The organism is Microcoleus sp. D2_18a_D3 (genome assembly GCF_036702455.1).
In the GTDB taxonomy this organism is placed as follows: Bacteria; Cyanobacteriota; Cyanobacteriia; order Cyanobacteriales; family Microcoleaceae; genus Microcoleus.
Map to the genome: position 1 here is coordinate 1 of NZ_JAUBTK010000037.1, position 17,291 is coordinate 17,291.

The window sequence follows — 17,291 nt, forward strand, 5'->3', positions numbered from 1 at the left end:
CGGCTCGCGCACTCTCTCTGAAATCAAGTACAACCGTGCGGTAGCACTGCCTTCAATAAAACCAAACAAACTGAACTGCAACTCAAAAAGAGAAAAACGCTACCGCCATTGTTCCGATACATTAATATGCAATAGCTGAATGGCTAATAACGAGGCCGCTATTTTTTAGGCAACCTTAACAGCTTTTCAATTAGTTCGGCTTGCTCAATTGTGAAAGTACAGCTTGCGATAAATGCTACCACTTTTGAGCCTCTGCTACATTTGCCTAAAATTGGAGTGTAGAGCTTGCTGTTCAATTATTAAATTGATATTAAGTGTACCGTCACGGTAAAAAACCTCAAAATTAACTTTTTGGGGCTGAGTTTTCATGCCTTTTCCTGCGTTTTTTGCTGTTTTTTCGGAGAATGTGCGAGTAAACTTGTGCAAACTCAACTTAATTCTTAGCTGATTTTGGGGGCTTATTCGCAGCAAAAAACGCATGAAAACTCAAACTTATGCCAGAGAGGAAGCTTGCACAAAAAGCAGGAATGAGTCGTAGCAATAGCAATGTTCAGCGATATATTTATATCGGTAAAGGAAAGTTGTGGCTAAGTTTTCTGAAACTTATAGTGCGATCGCTCCTACAACCGCAATTCAGGCACAAGCTATCGCTGTACTCCCGAAATAACTCACGCCCTTCAACGAGCGCCGAACATTAAATTAAAGTCGCCACATCTCGATTATTCGCTATTCGCGAATGTAGAATAAAGGAAACAAGGAAACAATGCGCTCGCTCATCCGCTATGCTAAAACCCCAAGATATCCTTGCAATACTCAAAGTCCACAGTTGGGATTCAACGAACTGGACGTACAGTTCTCTCGCTCAAAGCTTGGGCATGAGCGCATCAGAAGTTCATGCTGCCCTTGAGCGTTCTGAAGCTGCCGGTCTGTATTATGGCTCCGAGCGGAAAATTTTGAAGCAAGCGGTGTTGGAATTCTTGGTTCACGGGTTGCGCTATGTATTCTACGCCCAGCCAGGCCCCCTCTCGCGGGGACTGCCAACTGCACATTCTGCTGAGCCATTGAAAAGCAAGCTGGTTGCTTCACCGTCTGAGGTTTACGTCTGGCCTGACCCTCAAGGTGTCGTGAGAGGGCAGGCAATCGCGCCTCTGTACCGCTCAGTCCCCCAAGCTGCTAGTAACGATCCAGAACTCTACGCCTTGCTCAGCCTCATTGATGCACTGAGGGTAGGTCGGGTGCGGGAGCAACGTTTGGCAATCGGCGAACTTGAAAAAAGGCTCGTCGCTCTATGAACCCGCAGATACTCATGCTGGAAATAGTTGCCAGGGTACTCTCTCAAGTACGCACTACCATCGTTTTCACAGGAGGAGCAACAATATCGCTTTACCTCGATGAAGCTGCGGCCCCCGACATTCGACCCACCGATGATGTTGATTGTGTTGTGGAAATCACGTCCAGAGCTGAATATTACAACTTCTCGAACTTGTTGCGAACTCTTGGGCTTCAAGAGAGTACAGAATCAGGTGCACCCCTATGTCGCTGGCAGTATGAGGGCATTTCAATTGATGTGATGCCGTGCGATGAGTCGGTGCTGGGGTTTTCTAACCGCTGGTACAGGCCAGGTATTGCTAATTCTATTCGCTACCAACTTCCAAGTGGTAGGCAAATCCTAATTTTTTCAACGCCTTATCTCCTCGCCTCCAAAATAGAAGCTTTCATTGGTAGAGGTGGGGGTAACTTTTATTTTAGTTCTGATATTGAAGACATTGTGGCATTGCTGGACGGGCGTTCTAGTTTGTTCGAGGAAGTGCAACAAGCTGACGAAGAAGTGAAAGCATTTTTATCAGGATGGTTTCGAGCCGAGCTGGAAAATCTGTGCTCCATCGCGCCTGCTTTCCTCTCACCCGTTGCTAAAACTTCAGGTCGCACTCGCTTGCTATTGGAAAGAATTGAAAGGCTGGCGATGGTAGTTTAGTAGTTAACTGCTAGCAATAGACAGCAGCGGACACTCGATCGAGGTAAGCCTTACACTCGCAAACAGCCCGGCTCGGAACGCAAAAACCAGATAGTCCATCCTCAACTTTATTGCTGGCATAGTGGGTACTACGCTACAAAATCGCTTCATAAATTTTAGCTACCGCCAATTTTCTCACACTTGCTCAACTTGATTTTTAATTCAATTCCGATGCCACAACTTGACTATTAAGTCAATCCACTTGTTGTTAAAAACGCTAAAAAATTAGCTAATTGTTGCGTCAGCTAAAGTCAGGCAAGTGCAGTATAAAGTCAGGGGTTTGCAGTATAAAATCAGGGAGATTACAGGTATTTGCAGGGGGTGCACTTTACCTGCATTTACCTGTAAATATCCTGCAAATGCCTGACTTTTTCGGTTAAATTGCTGCTTTTTTGTGCAAGGACTGCCTTTGGCTGTTGAGGCAGGTTATGGCTGTTCTCAATTGGTAGCAAGCAATGTTTTTGTCCGTACAAAGCTTTATTTATTACTTTTAAATAAAAACAATGCACCTCATGAATGCGGAATCTTAGCCGCCTGGTCAGGTTTAAGACTTTCTTAAGCTTTAATGACAAATGTAGCTAACTGTAATACAAATTAAGCTGAATATTATACAGCTATAAGAAATGAAAGGGAGAAAGGAGCTGACAACGCCCTCGCCTGTCGAGCAAACACTTTAAGCAAATGGATAGATTGTCAGTTATTGAGTAGCGACGATCGCAACCAAGTTATCCTCAAATGGCGGGGGTCACTTTACGCCCCTATTTTCCTCTTTGGGGTGAAGTTGAAAGTAGTTATAGATTTATAAAATGAGATAAACTCAACTATTATCATGGTTATGAAGCTCAAAAATTTGCCTCAAAGTCAGCCAAATCAGTCAAACCAGCCAAATCAGAGACTTTCAAGTCGGCTGGAAATAAGATTGTCTGACTCTGACTACAATCAAATTAAAGCAAGAGCAGAGCAAGTCAATTTGAGCATGAGCGACTTCATGCGCCGTGCAGCTTTGAGGAGAGCCATACCGCGCCCTCTCGCTGCATTTGACTTGAAAGCCTATCAACTTTTATGCAAGATTGATGCTCAATTGAGAATTGCAGGAAACAACCTCAATCAAATTTCTAAAGCTTGCAATAGTGCTAGGGCACTGGGAGAACCAGTTGTTGTCAATACAGGACTCTTAAAAAGCGTACAGCAACTCATTCGAGAGAACGGGGGTGCAATTAAAACAATAGTTGCAAACCTCGCCAAATCTACAGTACGCTAATTATTAACAACCCTCAGCTTTACCGCCTGAGCAATCGATTCTGTACAACTGACGGCTTTTCGGTTATGATTGGCAAACAAATCAAAGGTACAGGCTTTCGGGGCTGTCTAAACTACGTGCTGGGCAAAAAAGACGCCACTCTAATTGGCGGTACTATGTGCGGACAAACTCCTGAAGAACTGGCTGCTGAATTTGCCATCGCCCGACAACTAAGACCTAACCTGAAAGTAGCAGTTTTTCACGCCACTTTATCTGTCGGTAGCACCGAAAAACTAGAAGATTCTGAAGAAAATGACCAACGCTGGCTGGCGATCGCAGCCAACTACATGAAAGCGATGGAATTTGACAACAACCAGTATGCAGTTGTCAAGCACAGCGATACAGAACACGACCACATCCACATCGTCGCCAGTCGCATTTGCCTAGATGGAGGTGTTGTTGACGATAGCTGGGACTATTACAAAAGCCAAGAAACTATTCGCCAGCTCGAACGGAACTACAACCTGGAAACTGTTACACCCAGTTGGGAAACAGACAAGCGGGCTCAGACTACAGGAGAACACAGGCAATTAAAAAGCAAGGGAAACAAGAGCGTCAGGGTGCAATTGCAAGACCTAATTGATGAAGTCACCCAAGACAACCCAAGTATGCCAGAATTCGTTGAGCGGTTGCAGCAACAAGCCGTAGAGGTGCAAGTCGGATTGACTCGAACTGGCTTCAGTAAAGGCATTTCTTACAATTTAGATGAAGTCGCTTTAAGTGGTACTCAGTTGGGTAAAGCCTACACTTTTTCTGGATTGCAGAAGCATCGAGGCGTTAGCTATGACAAAGGGCGAGATAACGCCCTAATTGAGGCTTTAATGCAGCCACAACACTTAGCTATCGCCCCCAGTGAGGCAGAGGAAAATGAGCTAGAGTCGTCACAATCCGAGTTAGTAGCAACCCTATCTGCAACAGCAAATGAGTTAGAGTCGTCACAATCTGAGCTAGAAACAACTACACCTGCAATTCCTGCAACAGCAAATGAGTTAGAGTTGCAATTATCAATCCTGCCTGAAAGGGATGAAACTCAGTGGCAAAAAGTGCGTTCGCATCTAGCAGTCGAGTACAGTTTACCTTTAGAATTGCTTAATTTATTGCACTCTCATTCTTGGCTGTATGCCGGCTCAGAAAAGGCTGTCTTTACGGCACGGACGCTTGACGGGGAAGCCCGGTTCGCTTTTGTTCTCGATGAAAGAGGCAACTTTACTACAACCCATCCTCTGTCATCTGAAGCTGCTTTCTGGGTAGCCACTACAGGAGAAATTGAGCGAGCTGTGATTGCCTGTAACCCAATAGAAGCTCTTTCAATTTTGCTTATTGAACAGGAAAATAACCAGGATAACTCTGCAACAGCACCCCCCACAATTTACCTAGGAATTGAACGAGCTTCACAACTGCCTAGACAATTTTTACAAGAACTCGATAGCGTTATTATAGCGCTCGCAGAAAATTATCAGCTCGCTCGAAATGCGCTTGCGCTGCTACCGAATGCAGAACTTGTTAATCCACAGTCAAGTTGGAATGATATCTGGATACAATTAATTGAGCAAGAAGAGCAAAATATTCAACCAAATAACCAACCTTATAAACAGCGCATCCAAGACATCGAACTGGATTAATTGTTGCTACCTTAAATTTGTCTAGAATTTAAACAAAGTGCTTAGGTTCATAAAATCAATCAATATGTTTGATAAAACCTGTTGATCAATACTTCGGACAGTTTTTTAACGGCCCTGTAAGCCGAGGGCGAGGAAGCCCTGCCATTTTTTACGCATTTTCTGAAACGAGTGCGCGCTTACTTAAACCTTGAAAAAATAGTCCAGCATATAGCCAGTAAGGGTTTCGGAGACTCGACTAGATCTAAAACTGTCCTCCGTATTGCTTATGGGACAAGGATTATGTCTCACCACTACTTCCGTATCACTACCAAGCATCATAACTTGGCTGTACAATAAAGGGTTCTAGCCGTGGGTCGCCCGTATTCTTAGCCTCAAACGCTAAGGATAATGACTACACTTATTACCTAGCAAAGCTTTTAGGCTAGCGGACAGGTCTGTTTAGCAGACCAAGTAAGGAAAAACTATAAATATGGAAAAAAACTATACATTTCAATTCAATCCTTCCACTGCCTTAGAAGCCCTGAAAGCTGGTAAATACGACCCGCTTAACTTCTACGAAGCGCGTTTAGACCTGTTTAACCTCTCGGTAATGGCAGACTATGACCAACTCATTTGCCTACCCACATTAACTGCTATCGACAAATACTGGTATCAGATTGAAACAGCCCGAAAAGTCCTCAGACAAATGGGTGGACGGGCATTACTAGCGGATGAAGTCGGATTGGGTAAAACCATTGAAGCGGGACTAATCATCGCCGAATACTTAGCTAGGGGGATGGTAAAGTCCATCCTAGTGTTAACTCCGGCATCCCTAGTTTCCCAGTGGCAATCAGAGTTAAGTGACAAATTTAATATCGCTACTATCACCACAGATAACCGTGACCCACAACAACCGATAGACGAATTTTGGACAAATAATCCGCGAATTATCGCTTCATTAAACACGGCTAAGTCTGCTAAACATTATCTTCACGTCACCAGTCGTACTTGGGATTTGGTTGTTGTCGATGAGGCACACCATCTAAAAAATCGCAGTACCCTCAACTGGAAACTGGTCAACGCCCTCAATAAGCGGTTTATCCTCATGCTTACTGCTACGCCAGTGCAGAACTCCCTTGTGGAACTGTTTAATCTGCTAACCCTCCTCAAACCGGGACTGCTACAAACAGAAGCCGCTTTTAAAAAAGAATACGTCAATTCCAAGAATGGACGAGTCCCTAAAAATCCCGAAAAGTTACGCACTCTGATGCGGGAAGTTATGGTACGAAATACCCGTGCCCTAGTAGATGTCAAACTGCCCAAACGCTTCGCCACCACAATTACCGTTACCCCGGCAGCCGGAGAGGAGAAACTTTACCAAGACTTGAGCAAGTATCTACGTTCTTCAGAGGACAAACTAGACAGACTCTCCCGTACTAATTTGCTAATGCGAGCGGGTTCATCCCCTAATGCTTTAGCTGACTCCCTCAAGCAACTGACTATCCGCCTACCCGATGAAGAACTGAAGTCTTTAGCTGCACGAGCATCCCAAGTCAAGCAGGTCGAGAAAGCAAAAACCTTAGTAGAGATGCTCTCCAAATCTCGCCAGAAAACCTTAGTTTTCACAACCCATAAAGCAACTAGCACCTATTTAGCTAAAACGCTGCAAGCGGAAAATATCCCCTTTGCAGAATTTACTGGCGGAATGTCCCTTAAACAGAAAGATGAGGCTATAGCCGCATTTCGGGATAATGTTTCTGTACTCTTAGCATCGGAAACAGGGGGAGAAGGACGTAACATCCAGTTTGCTAATGCGATCGTTAATTATGACCTGCCCTGGAACCCAATGAAAATTGAACAGCGCATTGGTCGTATCCACCGCATCGGACAAACCCAGGATGTTTTTATTTTTAACTTCTGTCTCAAAGGCAGTATCGAAGAGTATATTCTGCGGATACTGCACGACAAAATTAATATGTTTGAACTGGTAGTCGGAGAAATTGAAACAATTTTAGGCAATGTGGATGATGAATTTGACTTTAGTGAAGTTGTCATGGATATCTGGCTTAAGCATCAAGTTAAACCCGAATTAGATCGAGCCTTTGAGCAATTGGCAGATAATTTGTTGAAAGCCCAAAAACAATATGAGCAAATTCAAGAACTGGATGAACAGATTTTTGGCGAAGATTTTGAAGCTTGAAAAATTGATTTGATTAAATATGTTATCAGACCCAATAATTACTACTTTAGAAAAAATTGTAGCTCTCCATGACGGAATAGCTGAACCGGCTGGGGAACACGTTTTAAATGCGCTGTTAAATGAAAACATAGCCTCGTTACTTTCTCTACCAGAAGAAGTAACTTTTACAACTATCACTGATGTACCTCAAAGTGTTTTTGTTACTTATCATTCAGAAGTATTAAATAAATTATCTGAACTATTAGCTGTCAAAGGGCAGATTAGTGCCTTGGGTGTAAAATTTGATGGCTATCTAAAAGCTACGGGATTTGACAAAAGCATACCAGAGAGATTCAAACCTCAAAATGGGTTAATTCGTTTTGTAGATGCTAAACCATCAACCACTCGCTACATTTTATGTAATGTGGCTTACACAGCGAATGCCGAAGAAAAAAGGATTGGTCTAGTTTCGTTTATTATCAATGAAATAACAGGAGTAACACCAGTACAAATTGGGGATGCTTTATTTTGGGAGTCTGACAGAATGGATGTGGATAATCAAGAAACACCATTTTCTATTCCTTTTGATGAGTTGTTGAAGTTAATCGAACATCAAAGTGGAATATTGATTGGAAAATCTTTAGATAATTGGCAGGCTAAATTAACAAGAGCAAGAGCTAGGGATGAAGAAAGACTCAAGGATTATTACAACACGATTAGCTCTGGGATTCGCCACAAGATTGAGTTAAAAAATTTGATTGGTGATGAATTAGACAAAGAATTAGCTCGAATTGAAGCTACTAATAGAGAGCTAGATCGAAAATTGTTAGATATCCAAGAGCGTTATGCAATGAGTGTAGAAGCTTGGTTGCACAGTGCAATGATTATCCATCTACCTACAGTACATATTCAATGTGAGTTGCAAAGAAAGAAAACGAAACGGACTGTAACAATAGTTTGGAATCCGTTCACTAAAATTATTGAACCTCTTTGCTGTGAATTATCAGGAGAACCTGTTTACGATTTCTATTTAGATGATCTATCAGCTAAAATTATCTCCCCGACAGTTTGGACTAGATAGGCATTGAGCCGAGATACGGGCTTTCCGAGGACACGACGTAAAGTTTTGTAACAATGCCGCTTTTCAATGTCCCTTCCGCCTAAAGAAGCTGCCAACACTCAGTCAGCTAGAGCAGAGTAGTATTACTACTCTGCCCTCGTACAGACCCAAAAAGCGTCCATCTTTTACTGCTAAACATTTCAGGCTTTGCTACTTCAAGTCATTTTGTCTTATATTTACAAAACTTTACGTCATGTCCTCGGAAAGCGCGTATCTCGGCTATACCCCATCAACAGTCGATGGCTGTCGAGTTGGCAATTGTCCTAAGTATTTGGTGGACTCTGATTTTTTGAGGCTGTACCAGGACCCTGAAAGGGTACAAATTGTGGTTGAGCAAGTCAATTTGTCGCCGGCACCGCAAGCGTTCCGATTACTTTGTCACTTGGCTGTTCAGGGAGGGGGAGGTTTTCAACCGTTTTCTAGTTCGCTGTATCAACCTATTTTTTCGGAACTGGCTGCTACTGGATCTACAATACTTTGAATGTGAGGTTATTGCTGAAACTCAGGAGGAGTAACCGTGAACGAAGATCAGTTGCAAAAATTAATTAAAAAGCTCCATGCTATCCAGAAAAAAAATGGACTATTCAAGGAGACAGAACAAGAATTGCTCACCTTAATAGGCGACTTTTTGAACAGTCTTCAGAGAACTTCCAGCCAAAGACAAAAAGTGTTAGGGGATGCGGACGAAAGTTTGGGGCAAAAGCTCGAACGGCAGATGGAATTAACAAACAAGTCAGAGGCGCAGCTTTCTTCGCCCAGTCTTTCTGTGCACAAGCTAGAACAACAGTCACAGAATTTAGAGCAACTGTTACATAACTCAGAAAAACTGTTAGCCGAAATGCGCGATTACTCTATTCGCTTTGAAACTGAACGCTATCACTGTCCAAGCGATATTGAAAACTTGTTTTACAACACGCTCAATCGCAACTATTGTCAATCGGAAGACGCGCCAAAAGACATTTTAGTTCTGATGCAGATTCGCCCCGAGGACTTAGACAAAATGCCAGCTAGGCGCGATTGGGTAATCCAAGACACCTTATCTGATACCAATGCTGATTTGAGAAAGATGTCCGGCCAAATTCTTCCCGAAAACTGCAAATGCTCCGAATGGGCAGGCATTCCCCTGAAAGTAGAGAAAGTGGAATTGTTAAAGCCAACGGCGGGGGAAGTCGCAAAAGAATTGGCTGGGATTTGGGTGATTCAGGTTGCTATTTGCGATATCAAACCTGGTGTCGGAATTATGTAGTGCAAGCGTTATCGGCATTAAGCCGAGATCCGTGTAAAATTGAGCCGTGTATCCCGGCTCAATGTCAACCCGCGTGGCTGGTGGTGAAGGGGATCTCAAATACCTTCCATTTGTTTGCCACCTTGGGATCGATCTGATTCTTTTCCTTACTCGCGAGAGAATAAATCTTGCTTGTTCGCCGATCGCGAACACCTAGAATGACGTAAATACGTCGCTCGCAGCTTGACAGGGCTAGCGGCTCAATGCATGCATGGGGGATGAGCGTCAGGAGAGTACCAATTCGTAGGCCGCCACTATGCGAACCAGGAGTGTTTAAGTAGCAGCAAGGATTTCAAAGTCGCCTTACAATCTCAAATTCTTTAGATATTTCCATATCCAAACCGCAAAAAACAAGTTACACTTATAAAAAACGTATATTTTAAGGTAGTAAACTCGGTGAAGCTCGGACTACCCACACTAGAGCAGATTTCCGCAGGTCTAATCCAGATTTCTCAGCGTCAGGGGAGGCTTTATCCTTACCCTCTCGACCTGCAACTGGGTTACGACAAGGTTGTTTTGGTGTTTTTACTGGCAGACAAGTCACGCTCGGCCCCAGCGAGCGTGCCGGAGTTTTACCAGAATTGGTGCGAAAAGCCTTTTGAAGAATGGGGAGTAGAAGTTGACGGAGAACTCGATGGCTCAGATACATTGCTGTTCTTTGGAGAACCGACGGAGCTAACCATCGAGCTGGCAGAAGCCTTTGGTGGAAGCACCCTTTCTCAAGAGCAGTCCAGAATAGCAACTATCTTGCTGCAACGGTGCCAAGCGCACTCACAAGGGGCACAAATTTATACAAAGTTCCGCAGGTTTATTGTCGAGCATCCTGTTTTGTCAGATCGGGAGCTAATAGAGGCTAAAGGCGACTTCGGACTGGGGATTGGACTGTCGGACTTGCTAGAGGAGTGCTACGTTGGGGCGCCCCTGTGCTACCAGTTGGAGGGAAACTTCTATGCCTGCCTCTACTGTCACGCACTGAGTGCAGTAGATAGTAGGGGACAAGCCATCGCCAATCCCAACTGCAATCGCTGTCCGCCTGGGCGGAGACTCAAGAAAAAAGTCAAGCTTGAGAGCGATTCTCTCAAGCTCAAACGCGGCATCGAACGCTTTTGGTTTTACCCAGGGCGAGCAGAAATTCGACTGTACGACAAATTAACAGAACTAGGGCTACAGGTTGAGCTTTACCCAGAGAGAGACCGCTACGACTTGCGGGTAACGTTTCCTGACGGCAAAGTTTGGGCGCTGGATCTCAAAGATTACTTTAATCCCTACCTATTAGTAAAGCGCCTGGGCGACGAGCCCATTCCCAAAGATCCGCCTTGGGATGAAGCCTATATTGTCATTCCCAACGAACGCAAGAAAGATCGTCCGGCTTATCTCAAAGAACTTAAATCACGCTGGCGAACTCAGGATGTAAAACCAGTTTTTGATGATGCTATTTTCGCCTTAGCCAAAAAGAAATTAGAGAAATTTCCCGTGCAACGGATGACGGGGACGCCGCCTACAGATAACAGCAACACGTCCCCCTCAAAAACTACCTCTCGCACTAAAAAAAGGAAGAGAGAACATGAGAGACACTAGATCTTGGCGAACTAGAGCGATCGCCACACTACAAAAACAAGCCAACCTCCCGAGAGACCAAATTGAAGCCTTGCTCGATGTGGAATTTGCTCTGTTTGCCGTTGAAAAGCTCGGTCTTCAATCAGAACTCGATACGGCTACTTCTGTTTGGTTGCTCATCTCCAGTCGATTTTATTTGTTTCCGCCCTTGATAGCTTTAACGAACACGGCAGAAGCAAAAAGAACGCTGTTCAATTTGAGGCAACTCCTGCACTACTTATCAAACGAGGATACTGTAGAGCAGTCGGTCAGGGCATACAGACAGATTCCTTCCAAGTATCGAGGTTATGAGATTGATGATGCTTATCGGTTCTCTCGTAAACCCATGCCTGCCGTCTGGGGCAACCGTTTCGAGCGCTTTGAGGACTTGCTGAGCAATAAACTGAAGTATCGCACTCGAACCGTTAAATACGCCGAATCTGGTAAGGAATATTCGTTTCGGTCTCAAGAATCTGCTTACAGTGTCAGAATTCCCCAAGATTTTCCCCGCTACGAGGGTCATAATATCTCCTTGCACCGCGAACATAAAGAAGCGATCTCCGTTACGCGAGCAGAAATGGAGTCAGCAGCAGAGCTTTTAGACCTCTTCAGCGATGACAAATATAGAAAGGAACACTTACAAAAAATCATTCTCGAACAATTCCAAGAAATGGGGTTTGCTGCTACTGATACGCTCGTGTTCGATGGAGTAAAACATCTAGTTGGACTACTCAATGCTGGCAAATCCACACTCATTGAAATCCTAACCGTAGCACTAATAAAGAAAGGACACCGAGTTGGCGCGGTCTTTAACGAAGTTGTCACCTGTTTGAGAATGGCGACACTTTTGGAAAAAGCCGGAGTGCGGGTGTCAGTTGTCATCGGTCAAAGGAATCGAAAAGCTCATCTAGAAAACTGGCATAGTGTCAGTGGCGGACTAGATGGTTTTGAACACTTGTCAACAGCTTGTCCTTTAAGCAGTTATTTTCAACCTTCAGTTCCCCCATCGCCTCCTTGCTTTGATTTAAGACCAATTAGAGAGGAGCGAGATAGCAATCAAGGTAGCAATCAAGGTAGCAATCAAAGTAGCGATCGAGGTAGTAATCAAAGTAGCGATCGAGGCAGTAATCAAGGTAGTAATCAAGCCGAGTATGAAAGAATCTGTCCTTTAATCGGGCAATGTCCCAGACATTTAGATGCCAATCAACTAGCAGATGCTCAGGTAATTTTGACCACCGTAGCTGCCGCTATTTTTACTCGCCCTTTACCTCACGTCAGTCCGCAATCAATTAATTATTACGAATTGATGTATCGTACTTGCAGCGTTGTGTTTTTTGACGAATGCGACAAAATTCAAGCTAATTTAGACTCTACTTTTCTACCAGCTATCAAACTTATAGAAAGGGGAAGTAATGGTTTTCTCGACCAAATCGTAACTTGGACGCGATCGCAGAAACTCCGCAACTCCCGAAATGATTTGCGACAAGTAATATTCGGACAATTCAATCACGCTATCCAAAATGCCGATACTCTAGTCGATAACATCTGCACCCAGTTGCAACTATCACCTGATGAGAGCGAATGGTTAGCCAAGCGTCAGTTTTTTACTTGCTCGTCCTTGGCAAGAGATTTTGTCTTAGAAATAGCTAAATCTCAAGGAATTGACACTGACGAGAGCACGTTTATTCTCGATAAAAACCCGGTTCACCAAGAATTAGCTGAGTTTCTTCGGGGTGATTGGAAAAGCTCTTGGCTAGCTGAATATGCTATGAGGTTGGCTAAAGAAAACTATCAAGAACAGCAGGTCACGCTTTCCCTGATTCAGAAAAAACTGACCGAGCAAGGTTGGTTAAAAACAATAAAAGATCGATGGGGATTTAGCTGTCGATTTGCCTTATTTCTCAAACTGGTACTCTTCGTCTGGTTTTTTCAGCAGGCAGTCACTACAGCTTATGGGCTGGGCGAACAAGCCGATAGCGCCCAGGATGTTGTTTTCTTTAATCGCATTCCCCGTGATTTTTATGGATTAGTACCAGGATTAGCATCGGGTTTAGTTTGCGGATTCAAATTAGAACGGCAGACAAATCAATTGACTCTTTGGTATTTTCAAGCTTTGGGACAAGGACGCTGGCTTTTAGAAAATTTCTCCCAGGTGTTTGCTTTGGAAGGAACTTCTGGCGCACACGCTTTGTTACTTTCCGGTACAAGCGTAGCTCCTCAAAGCCCTGTGGATCATATTAGTTGCCAAGTTGATTACCTCCTCCGTCCGAAAGAACGCAGTGCCACAGAAGCTATTTCTCAAAGTAGTTTCTACTTTTCTCCTTGTTATTGGGCTGATGGAAAACCCGTTCGCATTTCTGGGGTGGATGCTAAAGAAGAATCACTGTTACAAATTGTGCGATCACTGTTGCGTCAAACTGACTTAATGCAATGCGATTTTGACGCTCTCCCGGTCGGTCGAAAGCGTTTGATTTGGTATGTCAACAGTTACGAACAAGTTGACTTTGTTTACAAGGCAATTTTAACGATTGATAGTCTTGGAGAATGGAACAAGCGGGTTGCAGCTTTGACAGCTAGATCGCCCCTTGAGGAAATAGATGAATCTTTAATTCCGCGGGGCAATGTGGAAAATTTTGCTCAAACGAATCGAGCTATTCTGATTGCACCAATAGCAGCAATTGGGCGGGGTAAAAATATTCTCAACGAGCAAGGGTTGAGTGCTTTTGGAGGAGCTTACTTTTTAGTTCGTCCTCATCCTTCTGCTGACGACCTCGATTATAAATTTCGCTTGGCATTGTGCAGAGAAAGAAAGGCAATGGCTCAAGAAAGAGAGGGGAAACTCCACGAGGCTGCTTTGACTTGGAAAAGTGAAGGTTATCGCTTGTTTCTCAAGAGTCTCGATACTGTGTTGCAATATTCCCACAAAGGATTAGAGAAAGATGTCCGAGAAGGGCTAATTTGGAGCCAAATGGTGCTGACGTGGCAGGCAATTGCCCGTACCATTCGTGGCAATCAACCAACGCTCGTTCGGTTTATTGATGCCGCCTGGGCACCCAATCTTGCTGTTAACAAACCAGAAACCGAACAAGAATCCTTACTCAAGGGATTTGAGTATGTTCTTCGTCCCTACTTTGGCAAGACAAGAACAGCTTTTGACGCACGGGAACTTGCTCTCGTGCGATCGCTCTACGAACCTTTTTATCGTGCATTGGAGAAAATCGATGGCATCAAAATCTAACCCAATCCAACTGTTTGCGTTGCAAGTCCCCACCCAAATCTCGCTCCCGTTTGATTTGTATGCGCTGACTGTTCCCCAAAACTGGAAGGAACTATTTAATCGGTTGCAACAAATTAAGCTGGGGAAAAATTATGTCTTGCCACCAGTAGAATCTCTCAACCAAGCCCTTCAACTGTTGGTTGACGGCATTTTGTTCTCTTCTCCAAATGCGTTCCGATTAAAATCTACAGCCAACTGGCTGTATTTCAAGGCTGACAATATAGACACTGCCTGTATTGCTACTGCTGTCAAAACCTGGCTGAACGTCTCCTTTGAGAAGTGCAATTTTTTAACAGACGATGACATTGCTAAAATTCATGCTATCTCTGGTAGCGACTTGCAAATCGAAAAAGTGCAACTTCCCACTCCGGTGTGGGAAATTAAGGATGTCAGCTTAAAAATTGACTCTTTGTACTATGATTTGATTCCTTATTTTTTAGCAAGTGAAGTAGCCAGAAGTCCTCTTGCTTTGATTAATCCTAGAACGAATGAAGAATTTGAAAAAGTAAAATTTTGCGAAATTGTCTCGGCAGAATCTGGTGCTAAAGAAGTCATTAGCTGGCCTCCAATGCTAGCAGTTAAAACTCGCAAAAAGAAAGACAGCGAAGAAAAGGAGACAACAACACATTACTACTCATACCGCTTGACATTTGTTCTACATTACAGTACAGGTGGAGAACCATACATCATTTGTGGTTGTGGTATTAAGCGGTGGGTGAGTTGGGAATTTACATATCTGCGTTCAGGTGCAACAGTCTGCATCAAACCTACGAAATCTACAAGATTTGCTGCCTGTAAATTGAAGTATATGGGCAAGGAGAAAGGAATAGACTTTGAAAGCAATCTTGCGCGTTTAGTCAAGGAACTTAATTTTCGAGATAAATTTACTGCTCAAGATGTAATTCAAATTCCTTGTAAAAATGATGAACTTGCCTGTAAAAATGATGGACTTGTCTGGGCCGTTACTTACAGCAATATCATGTCGCGATCGCATAATACAGATGTCGGGTGGTTCCCTATCGACCATGAGATTTTTCTTCAAGCCTGCCTGAAGCGATTTGAGAAGGTTTTTGAGGGCGGCTTTTCTTTGATAGAAACTTACTCGCGTTGCGAAAACAGGAAAGCCCTTACAAAAGCGGCTTCTGAATACAAAAAGGTGGAAAAATTTATCAAGTCACACTTTGCTGAAGAACCTAAAACTCCACCCTTCTATATCCCCCCTAATCTCAAGCTACTGTTGTTAGCACAAGACACGCCATCTGAGAAACTGATATTTCCACTTGCAAAAAAGTACGGCATTAGTAATGTAGTTGTCCGAGAACTTGGAGCTCTTGGTGCAGAACTATTAGGGAACAGTTGGTCTGCTAACTGTTCGAGTAGAATTAAAGACTTCCAAAAGAAGCTCTCCCTTTCAACCGAAAATACAAAAACAGTTACCTTAGTCGAAATCCTTCCCAAAGATCATTTTTGGCGAGATGCTTCTAAAGATCCAAAACCTTGCTTTCGGCCTGCCTTGGCAATGTTGGGCAGCGTTACAGATCACTTTGAACCCAAAGATGAAGAGGATACCAGTGATTTTCTAACTACAGAAGATTTAAACAGTGAGCTTGTGCAAAGGGAAGCTGCAAGGGAAGCTGCAAAGGAGGCTGCAAAGGAGGCGGCAAAGGAGGCGGCAAAGGAGGCTGCAAAGCAGGCTGTAAAGGAGGAAGATAAAACATCTAAAGCGAAGTCACTTAAAAGTGAGTTCGCCTATCGCTTGGAAGCTACGCTACTTAGCGGTTTGTCAATGGCTGGCGCTTATGTTTATCCCCATTTTGACGCCAAAAATTTTCCCCAGGATGTTGCCAGTATAGGTGTCTATGTAATCCCTTACTACCAAGGTGAAAAAACCAAATATCTGCCGGTGGCAGTGCGGATGGATAAGACAGGTGTTACTGCCAAAGCTTATGGGTTAAACGAGTGGCTGGATTTTCACACTTTTCAAGTAAAAATGGCATCAGGGTCTAAAGACTTCCACCCTTTTGATTTCAATAAGAACAATATTCAATCTTGGGTGTTTAACATTTTGTTCCCCGAGTGCAAAGGACCAACGTTATTGTGCTTTGATGCTGCGAATGTTCGCACGAAGGGGCTAATATTCCTTCAGAAAAAGTTCTGGCACAAGCACCTTCTTGCTTTTGATACAGGTGAAATTATGGGGATAGGTGAAAACCTGGAGACAGGTAAAAACATGACTTTCATCCCTCTTTCAAAGTATCCTCACGTTCGTATAGCGGGTATCATTTCACCCAATACATCAGAAGTCCCTCTCTATCGCGTTTGCGATGAAGGGAATAAATTAGCAGGACACACCGCAGGTGTTTTTTATCCCTCGTCTCAGAATGCTGAATGCGGATACTACTACTTGAGCAATCAGCGTCCAGAGTCTCGCAGTGGTGGTATTCTTCAGCAGAGTAAATTAATACCCATGGCAAAAACAAGAGGTGAGAATATGGGAGAACTGAAGAAGCCAAAACCCTACGCACAAGGATACAATCCCCGCGGCGTTTTCCTCAACCTTACTCTTCAAGAAGGGGATTGCTTTAGCGATTGGGCAAGTTTCGTTCAATGTCTGCGACTTTACGGATTGATTCATTATCTGGGTGCTACAACATTACCTGGCCCACTTCATCTTGCTGCTGGACTCAATGATTACCGACCGATTCAAGCTATTCGCGAGCCTTAACTTTAGCGAACTGCGATCGGGGTTTTTGCGAGACCGGATTAAACGTAACCGAGGCCGAACCTCAGAACGGATTAAACGCAACCAGACCGTAATTATGCAGCAGAGACCGGATTAAATGGGGTAGAGCCGAACAGTGGCGTGCGGTCGGGGCTCCGTTTTGGTGATCGCCCCCCGCTGCCACAATTTCTTCACAG

10 protein-coding genes are annotated in these 17,291 nt (G+C 43.9%); all 10 read left to right on the top strand.

Annotated features, from left to right (window positions below; all coding sequences use genetic code 11):
• The first annotated feature begins 782 nt into the window (after positions 1-782).
• The 10 genes from QUB06_RS17770 to QUB06_RS17815 all read left to right on the top strand — a co-directional run bounded on the left by QUB06_RS17770 (position 783) and on the right by QUB06_RS17815 (position 17,097).
• Complete coding sequence (locus QUB06_RS17770) at positions 783-1,292, top strand: hypothetical protein (RefSeq protein WP_333436388.1); 510 nt, start codon at positions 783-785, stop codon at positions 1,290-1,292.
• The gene (locus tag QUB06_RS17775) at positions 1,289-1,975 is read left to right on the top strand and encodes a hypothetical protein (protein WP_333436389.1); all 687 of its coding nucleotides are present in this window, start codon (positions 1,289-1,291) and stop codon (positions 1,973-1,975) included. Before QUB06_RS17770 ends, QUB06_RS17775 begins: the two co-directional genes overlap by 4 nt.
• Before the next feature lie 874 nt (positions 1,976-2,849).
• Positions 2,850-3,275, top strand: coding sequence for a plasmid mobilization protein (locus QUB06_RS17780; protein WP_333436390.1), 426 nt, complete (start codon positions 2,850-2,852; stop codon positions 3,273-3,275).
• A 65-nt stretch (positions 3,276-3,340) separates the two neighbouring features.
• Complete coding sequence (locus tag QUB06_RS17785; protein WP_333436391.1) at positions 3,341-4,936, top strand: relaxase/mobilization nuclease domain-containing protein; 1,596 nt, start codon at positions 3,341-3,343, stop codon at positions 4,934-4,936.
• A gap of 469 nt (positions 4,937-5,405) precedes the next feature.
• On the top strand, positions 5,406-7,115 hold the full coding sequence (locus QUB06_RS17790; RefSeq protein ID WP_333436392.1) for an SNF2-related protein: 1,710 nt from the start codon (positions 5,406-5,408) through the stop codon (positions 7,113-7,115).
• Positions 7,116-7,134: 19 nt separating this feature from the next.
• The gene (locus QUB06_RS17795; RefSeq protein WP_333134554.1) at positions 7,135-8,175 is read left to right on the top strand and encodes a hypothetical protein; all 1,041 of its coding nucleotides are present in this window, start codon (positions 7,135-7,137) and stop codon (positions 8,173-8,175) included.
• Between the two features lie 556 nt (positions 8,176-8,731).
• The gene (locus QUB06_RS17800; RefSeq protein ID WP_333436393.1) at positions 8,732-9,460 is read left to right on the top strand and encodes a hypothetical protein; all 729 of its coding nucleotides are present in this window, start codon (positions 8,732-8,734) and stop codon (positions 9,458-9,460) included.
• Between the two features lie 435 nt (positions 9,461-9,895).
• The gene (locus tag QUB06_RS17805) at positions 9,896-11,077 is read left to right on the top strand and encodes a restriction endonuclease-related protein (protein WP_333436394.1); all 1,182 of its coding nucleotides are present in this window, start codon (positions 9,896-9,898) and stop codon (positions 11,075-11,077) included.
• Entirely contained in the window at positions 11,064-14,333 is a 3,270-nt protein-coding gene (locus tag QUB06_RS17810) for a pPIWI_RE_Z domain-containing protein (protein WP_333436395.1), read from the top strand. Before QUB06_RS17805 ends, QUB06_RS17810 begins: the two co-directional genes overlap by 14 nt.
• Complete coding sequence (locus QUB06_RS17815) at positions 14,317-17,097, top strand: pPIWI_RE module domain-containing protein (RefSeq protein WP_333436396.1); 2,781 nt, start codon at positions 14,317-14,319, stop codon at positions 17,095-17,097. Before QUB06_RS17810 ends, QUB06_RS17815 begins: the two co-directional genes overlap by 17 nt.
• Positions 17,098-17,291 lie beyond the last annotated feature (194 nt).